This is a genomic window from Micromonospora parva (assembly GCF_040649675.1).
In the GTDB taxonomy this organism is placed as follows: domain Bacteria; phylum Actinomycetota; class Actinomycetes; order Mycobacteriales; family Micromonosporaceae; genus Micromonospora; species Micromonospora parva.
Window position 1 is genome coordinate 1 of sequence record NZ_JBEZFX010000007.1, and the last position, 15,888, is coordinate 15,888.

A 15,888-nucleotide genomic window follows, 5' to 3' on the forward strand; every position below is an offset into this window, starting at 1 on the left:
CGGATACGACACCGGTATCCGGACGAAACCGCGCCTTGCCGGATCGCCGCCCGGACTCCGCCTCGGCTCGACCGCCCTTATGAAACAGGCCCTAGGAGAAGCGTTCTGTCGTCACGGGTATCAGACCGTGCTGCCGCAGGACGTCCGTCAACGCGGACAGTGTCGAACCGAGCGCCGCCGTGGCATCGGTCGCCAGCAGTGCGGTCACGTCGAGGCCCCAGGCGAGGGTGTGGCCGACGCGGCGCAGGTCCCAGCTGAACTGGTCGCCGTGCCCATCGAGACGACCACTCGCGACGGACGCGTTCGTGCCGGATGCGCTCGTGCCGCCGGCCGGTGTCCGCCAGGCCGTGCGGAGGGCGGCCACCTGGTCGGGGCGGAGGTCCTTGGCGAAGAGGACGCGGTACACCCGCCGTTCGTGGAAGCCGGCCGGCGGCTGGGCGGGGCCGAGCCGCAGCGGCGGGGCGCTCGCGATCGGTTGATGGTCGAGAAAGTGCGTACGGAGCAGTGTCTCGTCCGGCAGCTGCCCACCGCCGAGCGCGCGGTGGGCGTCCTCGGCCTGCCGGCGGGAGGTGGGGACCACCCGGGCCAGCATCTCGGGGTTCGTGCGGATGTCGCGGCTCAGCGACGCGGAACTCCACCAGCCTGCCTGCGGGGTCCAACCCGCGCTGGCCAGCCCTGTCGTGACGAGGTCGCGGTCCCGGGTGAACTCCTCGACGAGGATGCCCTCCACAGTGGTGGTCGAGTCGCAGGCGCCAACCAGGTAGTAGTCGAGCTGCGGACCTGCGCCGGTCACTTCGACGGCCGCCGACGCGGGTCCGGCCGGTAACGAGTCGATGGTCATCAGGGCAACCGTAGCGAAAAACACGGCCCGGCAACGGTTAGCATCCGGACCTCTAGGTGAGGAGCCCAGATGACGTCGGTGGCGCAGACCCGGTTCGGCATTGTCGGCAGTGGTTGGCGAGGTGAGTTCTTCCTTCGCCTGGCCAGGCTGCTTCCCGAGCGGTTCCGGGTGACCGGGGTGGTGACGCGTACCGAGTCGCGGGGAGCTGCCGTGACCGCCGACTGGGGTGTGCGGACCTTCCGGACGACCGCCGAGTTGCTCGCCCACGAGCGGCCGGACTTCGTCATCGTGTCGGTGCCGTGGTCCGTGACACCGGAAGCGACCCGGGAATTGGTCGCGGCCGGCGTACCGGTGCTCGCCGAGACGCCGCCCGCCGCCGACCTTGCGGGTCTGCGCTCGCTCTGGGCCGACGTCGGGGGCAGCGGTCTGGTGCAGGTCGCCGAGCAGTACCTGCTGATGCCCGGGCACGCGGCCCGGCTGGCGCTGGTCCGCGCCGGGGTGCTCGGCGAACCGACCTCGGTCCAGATCTCGTCGACCCACCTGTACCACGCGGTGTCGCTGATCCGGGGTCTGCTCGGCGTCGGTCACGAGAGCGCCGAGATCAACGCGCGCGCCTTCGTCGCGCCGCTGGCCAACCCGCTCTCGCCGACCGGCTGGAGCGGTGACGACACACCGCAGCAGCTCTCCACCACACTCGCGACAATCGACTTCGGCGGGCGGATGGGGTTGTACGACTTCACCGACAACCAGTGGTGGAACCCGCTGCGTACCCGCCGGTTGGTGGTGCGCGGCTCGCGCGGTGAGCTGGTGGACGACCGGGTTGTCCGGCTGGTCGACCCGACCACGCCGGTGGAGTCGTCACTGGTGCGACGCCAGACGGGTCTCGACCTCAACCTGGAGGGGCTCGACCTGAAGCACATCAGCTTCGACGGCGAGGTGGTCTACCGCAATCCCTTCGTCGGTAGCGGGATGTCCGACGACGACATCGCGGTGGCCGACATCGTCGCCCGCGCCGGGGCGTGGGCGCGGAAGGAAGGCCCCGCTCCGTACTCCCTCGCCGAAGCCTGCCAGGACCACCTGATCAGCCTCGCCATCGAAGAATCGGTACGCACCGGGCAGCCGGTCGTCACCGACGCCGAGGCGTGGGCGCGGTAGCCGAATGGTTGCAAGACAACGGGGGAAGAGACATGGGTTTCGAGGCCTGGGTACGTGAGTTCACCGAGAACGCCGAGCGACGCCGGGACGGACCCGATCCACAGTGGAGTACAGGGGGTCCGCTGCCGCCGGCGCTGATCCGGAGCCTGCAACGATTCCAGGCCGGTGAAGACGGCGACGGCGTGAATCTCATCAGCAAGAGCGAGCGGGCCGGTGACCCGACCTATCTGGCGGCGGTCCGACTGTTCGTCGCCGAGGAGCAGAACCACGCCCGGCTCCTCAAGCACCTGCTGCTCAGCGCGGGCGGCGACGTCATCGACGGTCACTGGACCGACCGGGTGTTCGTGACGATCCGGCGTGCCCTGGGGCTGCGACTGGAACTGATGACGCTGATGGTCGCCGAGGTGGTCGCCCTGCGCTACTACCGAGCCGTCCGCGACGGCACTGATGATCCGCTGCTCTCGGACGTGGGTGCCCGCATCCTGGTCGACGAGCAGAGGCACGTGCCGTTCCACACCGAGCGGTTGCGCCAGGGATGGGCCGAGAGTGCTGGACCGGTACGGGCGGTGGTGGCCGCGGGTTGGTGGGCGTTGCTGTTCGGCGCCGCCGTCGTGGTCGCGTTCGGGCACGGCGCCGCGTTGCGTCTGCTCGGTGTCGGCCGGCTCCGGTTCATCGCCGACACCGCGACGCTGTTCCGGTCGGTCGTGCGGGAGGTGCTCTCCGGTGCGGGCCGGGAGGCTCACCCCGCCAGTTCCACGAGTGCGGCCGCGCGGCCCGCGACGGGGTCGACGGTGCGCGGCTCCCGACAACGGCTCTGGCGCTGGGGAGCGATTGTGCTGGTCGTCGTGGGGTCGGCGGTGGCGCTCTACCCGCCGGCGCACTTCTGGGGTCCACGGCCCTACCGGCACCCGGACGGGATCTTCGGGGTGACCCGGGGCGACTTCGAGGACGACATCCTGCCGCACTACCAGGTCAGTCTGCCGTGTGACGTTGATGGCCTGCGATACAGCAACGCCGAGGACATGACCGGACCGATGGGCGAGCTGTACCTGCACTTCACCACGTCGCCAGGGTGCCTGGACCGGATCCTCGACGGCTGGGCCGCCGCACCGGCGCAGCCACCGACGATGGCGCCCACCGATGCGGGGTTCCCGCTTCCCGCCGAAGCGATCCCGGACACCGTCGGGTGGCGCTTCGACGCGCCGTCGTACCAGGTCTACCAGCGCCAGGGGGACGTGGTGACCGGGCACGTGGTGGCGGTGCGCGACGGCAAGCGGCTCAGTGTGTACCTGCTCGGCCGCTACGCCCACTGACGCCCGAGCGGGGCTGCCCGGTTGGAGCGGTAGCCAGCAGGGTCAGCCCCGGCCGAGCACGGCGGCGGTGCGGACCAGCCCGTCGGCGATCACGAAGCGGCCGGTGATCGACGAGGGCGGGTCGGCGACTTGTGCCGCGTCCACCCGGGTCGGTGCGATCCGGGCGGTGAACGTGCCGGCATCCGGATCAAGTTCGACTCGCGCGTCGTGGAAGTCCAGCCAGTCGCGGACGATCGGGTACCACACCTTGTAGATGGTCTCCTTCGCGCTGAACAGCACGACCGGCCAGCAGGTGCCGCCGGGTAGCCGCGCGCAGGCGGCCTCCTCCTCGGGCAGCAGCACGAGTCTGCGTACTCCCGGATTGATCTCGCGGTGCTGCTCGGCGTCCATTCCGACGGACCGGACGTCGGTGGTGTGCGCCGCCGCCGCGGCGCAGTAGCCGGCGGTGTGGGTGATGCTGCCGACCACCCCGGCCGGCCAGACCGGCGCGCGGTCGGCGGCGGCCGGCACCGCGGTCATCGCCAGGCCGAGGTCGCGCAACGCGCGGCGGGCGCACATCCTCCCGGCGGCAAAGTCCCGCCGACGGGTCTGCGCGGCCCGCTCGCTGAGACATGCCAGCTCAGCGGGGAGCAACTCGCCCGTCCAGTCGTCGGGCCCGGCGATGGCAACCGCGACCGTCGGTGGCAGCAGGTCACGCATTCCGATTGCCTACTGGTCGGTAGGAATGGCAGATCAGGTCAACCGTCAAATTTCCGACTCCCACGACCGCTGAAAGTACCGCAAAGATGTAACACCGGAGGGACGCGCAGCGCCCTCCCTGATGGCTCCGGGGGGACCACCATCAACGCTGGCCGGCGCGGCCAGCCCCGTGGACATCTGGAAGGACGTGCGATGACCGATGGTGCGCAACGGCCGGGGGTGCCGGCTGACGATCACGCCCCGAAGACCCCCTGCTGGAGCTGCGGCTCCTGCGGTGACGAGTGGCCGTGCGCGACGAAGCGCAGCCGGCTGCTGGCGGAGTACGGCGGTGATCGCGCCATGCTCAGCGTTTATCTGGGGTCCTGCCTCGCCGCCGCCACCGAAGATCTGCGCGCCGCCCCGGTGATGTCGCTCCAGGACCGGTTCATCGGCTGGTTGCCGCGCGGCTCCCGGCGTAGCTGAACCTCCGGTGGCCCCACCGCTGGGCGGGGCCACCAGAGGGGCGTTCAGCGACGTCGAGGCCGCCGGGTCATCGCGAAGCCGCACACGCCAGCCACCGCGGCGAGCGCACCACCGATGCCGGTCCAGACCCAGCGCGAGCCGAGGTCCGGCAACCAGTCCGTCAGCGGGTCACCCTCGTCGTCGGCCTCCGCGTCCACCGGGGGTACGGCGGTGAGTACCGTGCCGGCCTTGGTGTTCGGCACCAGCGGGGCGGCCAGTTCGCCGTCGTCGGCCGAGGTGCCCCGGTCGGCGACGGTGCCGACCAGCAGGTCGACGTCGATCGGCGCACCCAGATCCGGCTCCGGCAGGTCGATCACGGAGAGCCGGATGACGTACGTGCCGGGCAGTGGGTCGGCCGACCAGGGCTCCGCCCACGGCCGCACCTCGCGCAACGTGCAGCCCAGCACCACCGTCGACGCCTTCGCGTCCACCGTCGGAGTCTGGGCCCCCGCCGTGCACGCCTGGCGGCGGCGGAGCCCGTCGAAGACGTCGACGGTCCAGGTGGAGGCCCCGTCGCGTCCCTTCGGGAAGGTGACGGTGGCGGTGATCTCGTGCACCTGACCGGCCGTTGCCGGGAACGACCAGTAGAGGTGGTCGCCGATCGAGGCGTCCACCCGTACCGGCTGTCCCGCGGTGATCGGGGTGGCGGTGAGGAACGACGTGCCGGCACGGTTGACCGGCGTGGCACCCGGGGAGGGGGTGGGTGCGGCGACGGCCGCGGCGGGGAGCAGGGCGGCCCCACCGGCGGCGAGGAGCGCCGCCATCGACCGGAACAGTGCGCTACGCATCAGTTCTCCCTCCAGGTGGCGACCCACCAGCGGGTGAGCAGGCCGGCGAGCAGACCGGTGATCAGCCCGGCGATGGTGAGCAGGGCCAGCAGCACCCAGCCCCGGCCGAGGTCCGGTCCGTCCGGTGCGGGTGCGGCGGCGACCACGTCGACGGTCAACTCCACCGGCATGCCCGGGGTCGCCGCGGTGCCGGGACGCGGGGCGAACGAGTTGCTCACCACCAGGCAAACGGTGGTGGGCTCGACGACCGGGGCCGAACTCTCCTCGGTGTCCGCGGCATCCTCATCGTCGGCGGTGGCCGACCAGCGCAGCCCGGCGGAGAGCACGTCGGCCCGTCCGCTGCCGGCGTCCGCACCCCGGACGAGTTCCCGGCCGTCGGCCGCGGTGGCCCGCAGCAGCACCCCGTAGTCCCGGTTGACGGCACGGTCCAACGCCATGCTCACCGAAGCCCGCAGCTCCTGGCCGGGGCGGATCGGCACCCGGTAGTAGCGGTGCTCGGAGAACGACTCCCGGTCGGCGTACACGCCCGGTGCGAGCAGTGGCGCCGAGTCGCACGCGTTCGTGCCGCCGACCACTGTCGGGGCCCGGGTGTGCGTGTCGCCGGCCCGCTCCACGAGCTGTTTGATCCGGTCGGTCAGCTCCTCGGCGCTCTGCGCGGCGGTGTAGGTCCCGCCGGTCGCGCTGGCGATGCAGAGCAGCTGCCGGCGGACCTTCTCGTCCGGGGCCAGACCGAGGGTGTCGACGACCAGGCTGGTGCCCTGTGCGGCCAGTTCCCGGGCCACCTCGCACGGGTCCGGCGGCGCGCAGGTGTCCTCGCCGTCGGTGATCAGCACGATCCGCCGGGTGGTGTTCCCGCTGCCCAGGTCCTGTGCGGCGGAGCGCAGCGCCAAGCCGACCGGGGTGAACCCGGTCGGGCGAAGTGTCGCCACCGCCGCCTTGGCGGCGGACCGGTCCACCGGGCCGACCGGCACGATCTGTTGGGTGTCCTGGCAGCCGACCTTCTTGTCCTTGCCGCGGTAGGTGGCGCCGAGTACCCGGATGCCGAGCTGTGTCTGTTCGGGTAGCGCGTCCACGACCTCGTTGAAGGCCTGCTGGGCTACCGCGATCCGGGTGCGTCCGTCGATGTCGGCGGCGCGCATCGACCCGCTGACGTCGAGCACCAGCTCGACCCGGGGCGGCTCGGGCGCCGGCTCCTCGTCGGCCTGCGCCGGGGCGGCCCCGGCCAGTGCGGTGGTCGCCAGCAGTCCGAGAAGGACGGCCGTCGATCGTCTGAAGTTGATCACGGCCCGCAGTGTAGTGAGATCCACTTTGGATGATCACTTGGGTTGCGGACGGTCCGAGCCCCGACGCCGTCGGCCTGGTCACCCGTCGCCGCGGGCCGGCATCGTCCGCGCTCTGGGTCCACGCCGGGTCACCCTCGGTCAACTGTTCAAGGAAAGGTGGCGGTCCGGCCACCATCCGTCGGAAATCTGACCCAAGTCGACCCGTTGTGCCGGTGGTGCCCGGTGGTTAAGCTCTTCTTGCGCGCCCCAATCGCCCGCTTCCCCCGTGGCAGGCGATCGGGGCGCGCGTCTTTGTCAGAAGGGCCCGCACGCTTCGGCGTGCGGGCCCTTCTCCCGTCGCGCTGAGCGGCGCGTCGCCTGTCGATGCTTATATCCACCGACCGTCGAGCCACATCCGGGACAGCCAGTCCGAGTACGGGATCACCCGGCCGACGAAGATCGGATAGAAGTACGCGAAGCAGACTCCGACCAGCAACACGTACGCCCCCGCCGCGATGCTGCCCACCAGCCGGCGTTCATAACTCGGGTCACCGGGCACCAGCGGTGCCACCGCACCCACATCGCCCCCGGCGGGCGCGATCAGCGCACCCAGCACGTACACCACCGCCAGCACCAGGAACGGCACCACGGGCGCGGCGTAGAACGAGAACATCGTCCGGCCGTCGAGGGCGAACCAGAACCACGGCAGCAGCCCGGCGGCCACGGTCAGCAGGATCGCGCCGGCCCGCCAGTCCCGACGGGCCACACCCAGCCAGACCAGCGCCACCAGGGCGGGCAGGAACGACCACCAGAGCAGCGGGGTGCCGAGCAGCAGAATCTCCGAGGCGCAGGTCGGCGCCCCGCAGACGCCGTTGTTGGCGTAGTGGAACGCCACCGGTCGGCCCAGCAGCAACCACTGCCACGGCCACGACTGGTACTTGTGCGCGTCGTCGAGCTGGGCATGGAAGCCGTACGCCGCGCGGTGGTACTCGTACAGGTTGATCAGTGGGCCGATCACCGGGCGGTCGCTGAGCGGGGCGCTCGGGTAGGCCGACGCGAGCCGGTAGTAACCGTCGTCGGTGAGCAGCCAGCCCGACCAGGTGGCCAGGTAGGTGCCGACCATGACCACGCCGGCGAGCACCAGCCAGGGCAGCTCGTCGACGACTGCGTCCCGCCAGGGCCGGCGGACCCCCGCCGAGCGGCGGACGCCGACCTCCCAGAGGAGCACCAGCAGCGCGAAGGCCGGCACGAAGTACAGGGCGCTCCACTTCACCGCACACGCGCAGCCGATCAGCACCCCGGCCGCCAGCCGCCACCAGGGCCAGGTGCGCCAACCGGTCGGCGGGCGGCCGGCGCGACCCGGCTGACTCGGATCGAGCCCGTCGTCCAGGGCTCGTGCCCAGCGTCGACGGCGGGCGTCCCGGTCGAGCACCAGCGCGCCGAACGCGGCCAGCACGAAGAAGAGCAGGAAGATGTCGAGCAGGGCCGCACGGGACAGCACCAGGTGGAAGCCGTCCAGCGCGAGCAGCAGGCCGGCCGCGCAGCCGAGCACCGTCGAGCGGAACATCCGCCGACCGATGCGAACCAGCAGCAGCACCGACAGGGTGCCGATCACCGCGGCCGAGAAGCGCCAGCCGAACTCCGGCGCGGTGGTCATCAGGTGCCCGGGAACGGAGACCTTGGAGTCGGCGTCCTGGTAGCCGAAGGCCCACTCGCCGAGCCCGATCAACCACTTGCCCAGCGGCGGGTGCACCACGTACGACGGGACGTTGTCCTTGTAGTTCCACTCCACGCCACGGGAGATCAGCCCGTAGGCGTCCTTGGCGTAGTACGTCTCGTCGAAGATCTTGCCCTTGGGGCTGGACAGCCCGACGAAGCGCAGGATCGCCGCGATGGCCACCACCACTGCCGTGGCCAGCCAGGAGAACCGGTCCGCCTGGGTGTCGACGGTGGCGAACCGTCGCCGGACCGCGGCGGCCACCCCGCCGCCCTCGGCGCTCGGTGCCGTCGGCTCCTGGGTGGCACCGGGCTCGCCCGACACCTGGATCATCTTGTCCGGGTCCGCGCTCGGGCTCTGCGCTGTCGACGCACTCGTCACCCGGCGATCGTAGGCTGCCAAGGTGTCCGGTGGCGTCCGTCGTCCCTGATACCGGTATTCCCAGCAATGAAGGAGACGAATCCGTGGGTGAAATGTCCGAAGTTGGGCGCCTGATTCTGCTCGGTGCTCCGCTCGGCAACCCCGCCGACGCCTCGGCCCGACTCCGGGAGGTGCTGATCAGCGCCGACGTGGTCGCCGCCGAGGACACCCGTCGGCTCACCCGGCTGGCCCGCGATCTCGACCTCACCGTCGGTGGTCGAATCGTCTCCTACTTCGAGGGCAACGAGGAGCGGCGTACCCCCGAGCTGGTCGAGGCCATTCTCGGCGGATACGTGGTGGCGCTGGTCACCGACGGCGGGATGCCGAGCGTCTCCGACCCCGGCTACCGGCTGGTCCGCGCCACGCTGGAGGTCGGGGCGCCGGTCACCGTCGCCCCCGGTCCCAGCGCGGTCACCACCGCGCTGGCCGTCTCCGGGCTGCCCTGCGACCGGTTCTGCTTCGAGGGCTTCCTGCCCCGCACCCCCAGCGGGCGTCGATCGCGGCTGCGCGCACTCGCCGCCGAGGAGCGCACTCTGGTCTTCTTCGAGGCGCCGCACCGCATCGGGGCGACCCTCACCGACCTGGCCGACGCGTTCGGGGCGGACCGGCCGGCCGCGCTCTGCCGCGAACTCACCAAGACCTACGAGGAGGTGCTCCGCCGCCCCCTCGGCGAGCTGGCCCGGTGGGCCACCGAGGGGGATCCGCGCGGAGAGATCACGCTGGTGGTGGCCGGGGCGCCGGTGACCGCCCCCGAACGCCCCGACGACGACACCCTGCGCGCCGCCGTCGCCGAACGGGAGGCCGCCGGCCGGTCCCGCCGGGACGCCATCACCGACGTCGCCACCGAGTACGCGCTGCGCCGCCGGGACGTCTACACGATCGTGCACAGCTGACCGAGGGGACCGGGCTCCCCTGACGGCGGGATCACCACGCGGCGACCAGGAAGCCGACGGTGATCAGCGTGGGGCCGGCGACGGCGGCGGCCACCGCCCAGCGGCGGTGCCGGCGGCCGGGCAGCCGGGCCGAACCGGTCCACCGGACGATGCCCGCGGTGCAGCCCAGCACCACCAGCAGACCGGGCAGCCACCGCAGGTGCCGGCCCACGCCGACGTCCGCGTACGCGGTGCCGCTGTCCGGGCCGGTCATCCGCGCCGGCAGCCGGGTGCCGGCTGCGCTCCCGTCGGCGGGCACACCGCCGACGCGCACACCATGGGCGATGAACCGCCCGTCGTCGGCTGTGAAGATCCCCCGGCACCGCTGGGTGAGCCCGCCGCCGGAGCAGTCGTCGATCACCACGGTGCCCGACCGGGCGTGCCCGACCGCGAGCCAGAACGGGCCCGCGCTGACCCAGGCGAAGAAGGCCGCGACCAGGCTCAGCACCACCAGCGCGGCGAGCCCGGGCAGCGGATCCGGCGGTGGGGGCGTACGGCTCGGTGCCCGCCGCCGCAGCAGCAGCCGAAAGCCGCGAAACCGCTCCGGTGCCGGGTCCTTGCGGACCGGGGTGCCGTCCCAGTGCACCTGTTCGATCGGTGCCCAGAAGGCGTCACCGTCGTCGTCCAGCGTGTCGTCCGGCCGGCGGGCCCGCTGGCGGCGGGTCTGCTGCCGCACCGGCACCCGACGCGGCACGGCGTCCACGGGTGCCCCGGTGGTCGGCTCCACCTCGACGAACTCCCCACCGGCCGGAACCGAGGCGGCGAGCGGGCCGGACAGGGCGGGCCGGGCCGGACCGGGTGCGGGTGCCGCCGGGGTCGGCCGGGCCGGAGTGGGCGACGGGGCCGCCGGCGTGGGGCGGGCCGGGGTGGCGGACCGCCCCGCCGGGGTGGGCCGCTGCCCACCCGGGTCGGCGGGCACCAGCCGGGGCTGGGGCGCGACCCCGGTGACCCGGGGCACGGCCGGCTCGCGCCCAGGCTCGTCGCCGACCGCCGGTCCGGTGGGACGGTCCTCGTGGTCCCGCGCCGCTCGTCTGCCCGTCACGACGTTCATTGCACACCTCCCCAGGAGGCGAAACGGGCAGCTGAGCCGCGTGTCGACGACAAATCGGACCAACGGGCGAGGTGGTCGGCCCGGTCCGCCGGTCGGGGACCCCCCCATTGGTTCACGGATGCCCCGACCGGGTCACTAGGCTCACTGCTCATGAGTCACGTTCTCGCGGCAGTGGCCTGGCCGTACGCCAACGGCCCCCGCCACATCGGCCACGTCTCCGGTTTCGGCGTTCCCTCCGACGTCTTCGCCCGGTACATGCGGATGGCCGGCCACGACGTGCTCATGGTCTCCGGCACCGACGAGCACGGCACCCCGATCCAGGTGCAGGCCGACGCTGACGGGGTGACCCCGCGCGAGCTGGCCGACCGGTACAACAGGGTGATCGTCGAGGACCTGCACGGCCTCGGCCTCTCCTACGACCTGTTCACCCGCACCACCACCCGCAACCACTACGCGGTGGTGCAGGAGCTGTTCGAGGGGATGTACCGCAACGGTTACATCGTGCCCAAGACCACCATGGGCGCGATCTCCCCGTCCACCGGGCGCACCCTGCCCGACCGGTACATCGAGGGCACCTGCCCGATCTGCGGGTACGACAGCGCCCGCGGTGACCAGTGCGACAACTGCGGCAACCAGCTCGACCCGATCGATCTGATCGACCCGAAGTCGCGGATCAACGGGGAGACTCCGAAGTTCGTCGAGACCGAGCACTTCTTCCTGGACCTGCCGGCGCTGGCCGAGGTGCTGCGGCAGTGGCTGGACACCCGCGAGGGGTGGCGGCCCAACGTGCTGCGGTTCTCCCGCAACCTGCTCGACGACCTCCAGCCCCGGGCGATCACCCGGGACCTGGAGTGGGGCGTACCGATCCCGCTGGACGGCTGGCGGGACCGGCCGGACAAGCGGATCTACGTGTGGTTCGACGCGGTGATCGGCTACCTGTCCGCCTCGATCGAGTGGGCCCGCCGCTCCGGCGACCCGGAGGCGTGGCGCCGGTGGTGGTCCACCGACGGTCAGGGTAAGGACGCGCAGTCCTACTACTTCATGGGCAAGGACAACATCGTCTTCCACTCGGTGATCTGGCCGGCGCTGCTCTCCGGATACTCCGGCGAGGGCTCCCGCGACGGTGAGCCGGGCGAGCTGGGTCGGCTCAACCTGCCCACCGAGGTGGTCTCCAGCGAGTACCTGACCATGGAGGGGCGGAAGTTCTCGTCGTCCCGCAAGGTGGTCATCTACGTCCGCGACTTCCTGGAGCGCTACGACGCCGACGCGCTGCGCTACTTCATCGCCGCCGCCGGCCCGGAGAGCAACGACACCGACTTCACCTGGGCTGAGTTCCTCCGCCGCAACAACGACGAGTTGGTCGCCGGCTGGGGCAACCTGGTCAACCGGTGCGTCTCGATGGCCGCCAAGAACTTCGGGGTGATCCCCGCTGTCGACCCGGCCGGGCTCACCGAGGCCGACGAGGCCCTGCTCGCCGTCGCCCGCGCCGGGTTCACCACGGTTGGCGACCTGATCGGCCGGCACCGGCAGAAGCAGGCCATCGGCGAGGCCATGAAGGTGGTCGCCGAGGCCAACAAGTACCTCTCCGAGCAGGCGCCGTGGAAGCTCAAGGGTGAGGCCGACAAGCCCCGCATGGGCACCATCCTGCACGTCGCCCTCCAGGTGATCAGCGACGCCAACACGCTGCTCACCCCGTTCCTGCCGCACTCCGCGCAGCAGGTGCACGAGCTGCTCGGCGGCACCGGCGTGCACGCGCCGATGCCGGTGATCGAGCAGGTCGACGACCTGGACGGCGGCCCGGCGTACCCGGTGCTCACCGGGGACTACACGGTCGGCGCGCGCTGGGAGTCGGTGCCGATCGAGGCGGGCCGTCCGCTGGCCGCGCCGAAGCCGGTGTTCCGCAAGCTCGACCCGTCGATCGTCGACGAGGAACTGGCCCGACTGGCCGACTGACCGCACGACGCGCGGCGGCGGGTCGCCCTGCCGCCGCGCGCCGTCACATCGCGTACCGGGTGTCCATCACCTGGTCGTCGGTCACCTCGGCGCCCGGCGCCCAGGCCTCGTAGACGCCGCGTTCCTGGCACTGGGCGCCGGTGCCGAGCACCGCGTCCGGGTTCGGGTAGCGCAGCCGCATCCGCAGCCAGCCCGCCTCCTCCCGCAGCACCAGACACGGCACCCCCCGCCACTGGGCGAACCGGACCCGGCGGGCCACCGCGTCCACCGGGTAACGGGCCGCCCGGGTCATCGCCAGCACCCGGAACCCGCCGGGCAGGTCGGCGACCGCCTCGTACTCGTTGTCGCCGTACGTGCCGACCAGTTGGGTGGAGCGGGGCACGTCGGCGTTCGGCACGTACTCCTGATCGGGGGAGAGACCCGGCACCGCGGCCAACAGGTGCCGCCACTGCGGACCCACCATCCGCAGCCACCCGCGCTGCTCGGCCTGGTAGGTGTACAGCACCACCTCCACCCCCTCCGCCGGGTAGGCGATGAGGGCGGCGTTCGCCGGCATCGGCAGGTCGGCGAAGTCCCTGGTGATGAACTCCGGGATGAGCTGACCGTTGCTGGGCGTGAAGCCGGTGCCCAGCACGGGAGCGCCGACCCGGTCCCGCGAGGCCAACGCGGTCAGGCCCCGGTGCGCGGGCCCGGCCGGCACGTCGTAGTCACCACTGTCGGACGCGCGCCAGCGCAACACGTACGCCACGTCCGGGCCGTCCCGGCCAGCGTCACCATCGGTACGCAGCACCTTCGTCGTCACCGGCGTACGCAGGTGCGCCACATCGTGCTCGCGGTAGCAGAAGCCGTGCGGCAGCCAACCCCGCAGGTGACCGGCGACCTGCTGGGCCGAGAGCACCTTCACCATCCGGGTGCCCCGCCGGACCACCGCCGACGCGCGCGCCATCGCCAGCACCGGGTCGCCCGCCGCCGCCGGCTGCTGGCTGAGCTGGTGCAGGTACGCCCAACCCCGCTCGCGATGGGCGGGCATCAGCAGCGGCGTCTCCGGCTCGTCGGCCGGTTCCGTCGCCCCGTGCACAGCTGTCACCTCGGTGACGTGCACGAAACGCCGCCACGGCAGGGCGCTGCCCGGGCGGGGCGCCCACTCGAAGCCGGCCACCTCGTCGGCGCTGAACAACTCGTACGCGGCACCTCGGGCGATCTCCTCGGCCGGGTACACGGCGCCGCCGAACGCCACGTGCAGTCCGGTCCGTTCGCTGGCCGTGCCGCCGGCCTGGGGGGTGACGCTCATGCCGTCGCCTCCCTGCTCGCTGGGATGGGGTCCGCACGCTGTCGCGTCCGCTCGTTGGCGACCGTAGAGTCGCGCGGCGTAGCCGAGGTGAACGTCGGGTGGCGGGCAGATGGACAGCGCCGGTGTGTGATGCTGTCGCTGATGAGCGAGCCCAGAGAATCCCGCCGTGACCGTGCCGCCCGGCGGGCCGGAGAGTTCCCGCCAGCCCCCGAGTCGTTGCCCCGGGCGGTGCTGGACAGCCACACCCACCTGGACATCACCGTCAGCGAGGCCGGGGTGCCCGGCGGGCCGGCCGACGACCCGGTAGCCGTGGCCATCGCGGTGGCCACGAAGGTCGGCGTGGACCGGCTGGTCCAGGTGGGCGTGGACGTCGCCTCCTCCCGGTGGGGCGCGGACACCGCCGACCGGTATCCCGCCGTGCTGGCCACCGTGGCGCTGCACCCCAACGAGGCGCCCCGGCTCAGTGACCTCGACGAGGCGTTGCGGGAGATCGAGTCACTCGCCGCCCGCGATCGGGTCCGGGGGATCGGCGAGACCGGAATGGACTTCTTCCGCACCGGCGACGAGGGGCGGGCCGCGCAGGAGGAGAGTTTCCGGGCGCACATCGCCATCGCCAAGCGGTACGACAAGACGTTGGTCATCCACGACCGGGACGCGCACGCCGACGTGCTGCGGATCCTCGACGACGAGGGCGCCCCGGACCGGGTGGTGCTGCACTGCTTCTCCGGCGACGCCGACTTCGCCCGCGAGTGTGTCCGCCGCGGCTATCTGCTGAGCTTCGCCGGCACCGTCACCTTCGGCAGCGCGACGGCGCTGCGCGAGGCCGCCGCGCTCACCCCGGTGGACCAGATGCTCGTGGAGACCGACGCGCCGTACCTCACCCCGATGCCGTACCGCGGCCGGCCGAACGCGTCGTACCTGATTCCGCTCACCGTCCGGGCGCTCGCCGCGACCACCGGCAGCGACCTGGACGAGCTGTGCGCGGCCATCTCCGCCACCGGCGACCGGGTCTTCGGCCCGTGGTGAGCCCGGCCCGACGGTCGGCACCGACCCCGTCGCTACGCTGCCAGCCATGACCGGTCTCCTCGGCCCGGCGGAGATCCGGGAACTCGCCGCCCGGCTGGGCGTCGCGCCCACCAAGAAGCTCGGCCAGAACTTCGTGCACGACCCGAACACGGTGCGTCGGATCGTTACCGCCGCCGGCCTGACCCCCGACGACGTGGCACTGGAGGTCGGGCCCGGGCTCGGCTCGCTGACCCTGGGGCTGCTGCCGATCGCCGGGCACGTGCACGCCGTGGAGATCGACCCGGTGCTCGCCGGGGCGCTGCCGGAGACCGTCGCGCGGCACGCGGGGGCCGATGCCGCCCGGCTCACCGTGCACCGCGCGGACGCGCTGCGCATCACCGCCGCCGAGCTGGCCGACCCGCCGCCGACCGCGTTGGTGGCGAACCTGCCCTACAACGTCGCGGTGCCCGTGGTGCTGCACCTGCTCGCCGTGCTGCCCACCCTGGGGCACGGCCTGGTGATGGTGCAGAAGGAGGTCGCCGACCGGCTCGTCGCCGGTCCCGGCTCCAAGGTGTACGGCATTCCGTCGGTGAAGCTCGCCTGGTACGCCCAGGCCCGCGGTGCCGGCAAGGTGCCGCCGAACGTGTTCTGGCCGGTGCCCAACGTCGACTCCGGCCTGGTCGCCTTCACCTGTCACCAGCCGCCCCGCGCCGACGTACCCCGCGAGCGGGTCTTCGCCGTGGTGGACGCGGCGTTCGCGCAGCGCCGCAAGACGCTGCGGGCCGCGTTGGCCGGCTGGGCCGGTGGCCCGGACCGGGCCGCCGCGGCGCTCACCGCGGCCGGCGTCGACCCCGGCGCCCGTGGGGAGTCGCTGACCGTCGAGCAGTTCGCTGCCATCGCCGCGTCGGCTCCGGTCGGTACGCCGGCCGCGAAGTAGGCTGACGCCGTGCCCGCCGAGGA

14 protein-coding genes are annotated in these 15,888 nt (G+C 72.4%); 7 read left to right on the plus strand and 7 right to left on the minus strand.

Annotated features, from left to right (window positions below):
• Positions 1 to 91: 91 nt before the first annotated feature.
• Positions 92 to 841, minus strand: coding sequence for a hypothetical protein (locus AB0C03_RS18310; RefSeq protein ID WP_051708193.1), 750 nt, complete (start codon positions 839 to 841; stop codon positions 92 to 94).
• A gap of 69 nt (positions 842 to 910) precedes the next feature.
• Here AB0C03_RS18310 and AB0C03_RS18315 point away from each other — a divergent pair, with 69 nt between their 5' ends.
• Together AB0C03_RS18315 and AB0C03_RS18320 are read left to right on the plus strand one after the other, a co-directional pair.
• Positions 911 to 1,996, plus strand: a complete 1,086-nt coding sequence (locus tag AB0C03_RS18315) for a Gfo/Idh/MocA family protein (protein WP_030329143.1) — start codon at positions 911 to 913, stop codon at positions 1,994 to 1,996.
• A gap of 32 nt (positions 1,997 to 2,028) precedes the next feature.
• Entirely contained in the window at positions 2,029 to 3,309 is a 1,281-nt protein-coding gene (locus AB0C03_RS18320; RefSeq protein WP_209444495.1) for a ferritin-like domain-containing protein, read from the plus strand.
• A 42-nt stretch (positions 3,310 to 3,351) separates the two neighbouring features.
• Here AB0C03_RS18320 and AB0C03_RS18325 read toward each other — a convergent pair whose 3' ends face one another.
• Positions 3,352 to 4,008 (minus strand): 4'-phosphopantetheinyl transferase family protein, encoded by a 657-nt coding sequence (locus tag AB0C03_RS18325; RefSeq protein WP_030329141.1) that lies wholly within the window; start codon positions 4,006 to 4,008, stop codon positions 3,352 to 3,354.
• Positions 4,009 to 4,200: 192 nt separating this feature from the next.
• Between AB0C03_RS18325 and AB0C03_RS18330 the strand changes: the two genes are divergently transcribed.
• On the plus strand, positions 4,201 to 4,470 hold the full coding sequence (locus AB0C03_RS18330) for a hypothetical protein (protein WP_036410856.1): 270 nt from the start codon (positions 4,201 to 4,203) through the stop codon (positions 4,468 to 4,470).
• Between the two features lie 44 nt (positions 4,471 to 4,514).
• On the opposite strand, the gene AB0C03_RS18335 is transcribed toward AB0C03_RS18330, so the two are convergent.
• From AB0C03_RS18335 to AB0C03_RS18345, 3 genes are all read right to left on the minus strand, one after another.
• On the minus strand, positions 4,515 to 5,297 hold the full coding sequence (locus AB0C03_RS18335) for a hypothetical protein (protein ID WP_030329139.1): 783 nt from the start codon (positions 5,295 to 5,297) through the stop codon (positions 4,515 to 4,517).
• Complete coding sequence (locus AB0C03_RS18340) at positions 5,297 to 6,580, minus strand: VWA domain-containing protein (RefSeq protein ID WP_030329138.1); 1,284 nt, start codon at positions 6,578 to 6,580, stop codon at positions 5,297 to 5,299. Before AB0C03_RS18340 ends, AB0C03_RS18335 begins: the two co-directional genes overlap by 1 nt.
• 367 nt (positions 6,581 to 6,947) lie before the next feature.
• Positions 6,948 to 8,609 carry a dolichyl-phosphate-mannose--protein mannosyltransferase gene (locus AB0C03_RS18345; RefSeq protein WP_051708192.1) on the minus strand — a complete coding sequence of 554 codons (1,662 nt, stop codon included), beginning with the start codon at positions 8,607 to 8,609 and terminating at the stop codon, positions 6,948 to 6,950.
• Positions 8,610 to 8,749: 140 nt separating this feature from the next.
• On the opposite strand from AB0C03_RS18345, the gene rsmI reads away from it, so the two are divergent.
• On the plus strand, positions 8,750 to 9,589 hold the full coding sequence (gene rsmI / locus AB0C03_RS18350) for a 16S rRNA (cytidine(1402)-2'-O)-methyltransferase (protein WP_030329134.1): 840 nt from the start codon (positions 8,750 to 8,752) through the stop codon (positions 9,587 to 9,589).
• A 31-nt stretch (positions 9,590 to 9,620) separates the two neighbouring features.
• Here rsmI and AB0C03_RS18355 read toward each other — a convergent pair whose 3' ends face one another.
• A complete protein-coding gene (locus AB0C03_RS18355; protein WP_435821699.1) occupies positions 9,621 to 10,679 on the minus strand; it encodes a hypothetical protein in 1,059 nt (352 codons plus the stop codon).
• 150 nt (positions 10,680 to 10,829) lie between these two features.
• Here AB0C03_RS18355 and metG point away from each other — a divergent pair, with 150 nt between their 5' ends.
• Positions 10,830 to 12,632: a methionine--tRNA ligase gene (gene metG, locus AB0C03_RS18360; RefSeq protein WP_357637999.1), complete on the plus strand. Its 1,803-nt coding sequence runs from the start codon at positions 10,830 to 10,832 to the stop codon at positions 12,630 to 12,632.
• Between the two features lie 43 nt (positions 12,633 to 12,675).
• Here the strand turns inward: metG and AB0C03_RS18365 are convergent, their stop codons facing one another.
• Entirely contained in the window at positions 12,676 to 13,923 is a 1,248-nt protein-coding gene (locus tag AB0C03_RS18365) for a hypothetical protein (RefSeq protein WP_030329130.1), read from the minus strand.
• 129 nt (positions 13,924 to 14,052) lie between these two features.
• Here AB0C03_RS18365 and AB0C03_RS18370 point away from each other — a divergent pair, with 129 nt between their 5' ends.
• Both AB0C03_RS18370 and rsmA read left to right on the plus strand, forming a co-directional pair.
• A complete protein-coding gene (locus tag AB0C03_RS18370; protein WP_030329128.1) occupies positions 14,053 to 14,949 on the plus strand; it encodes a TatD family hydrolase in 897 nt (298 codons plus the stop codon).
• A 46-nt stretch (positions 14,950 to 14,995) separates the two neighbouring features.
• Positions 14,996 to 15,865: a 16S rRNA (adenine(1518)-N(6)/adenine(1519)-N(6))-dimethyltransferase RsmA gene (gene rsmA, locus AB0C03_RS18375; RefSeq protein ID WP_357638002.1), complete on the plus strand. Its 870-nt coding sequence runs from the start codon at positions 14,996 to 14,998 to the stop codon at positions 15,863 to 15,865.
• The last annotated feature ends 23 nt before the right edge of the window (positions 15,866 to 15,888 follow it).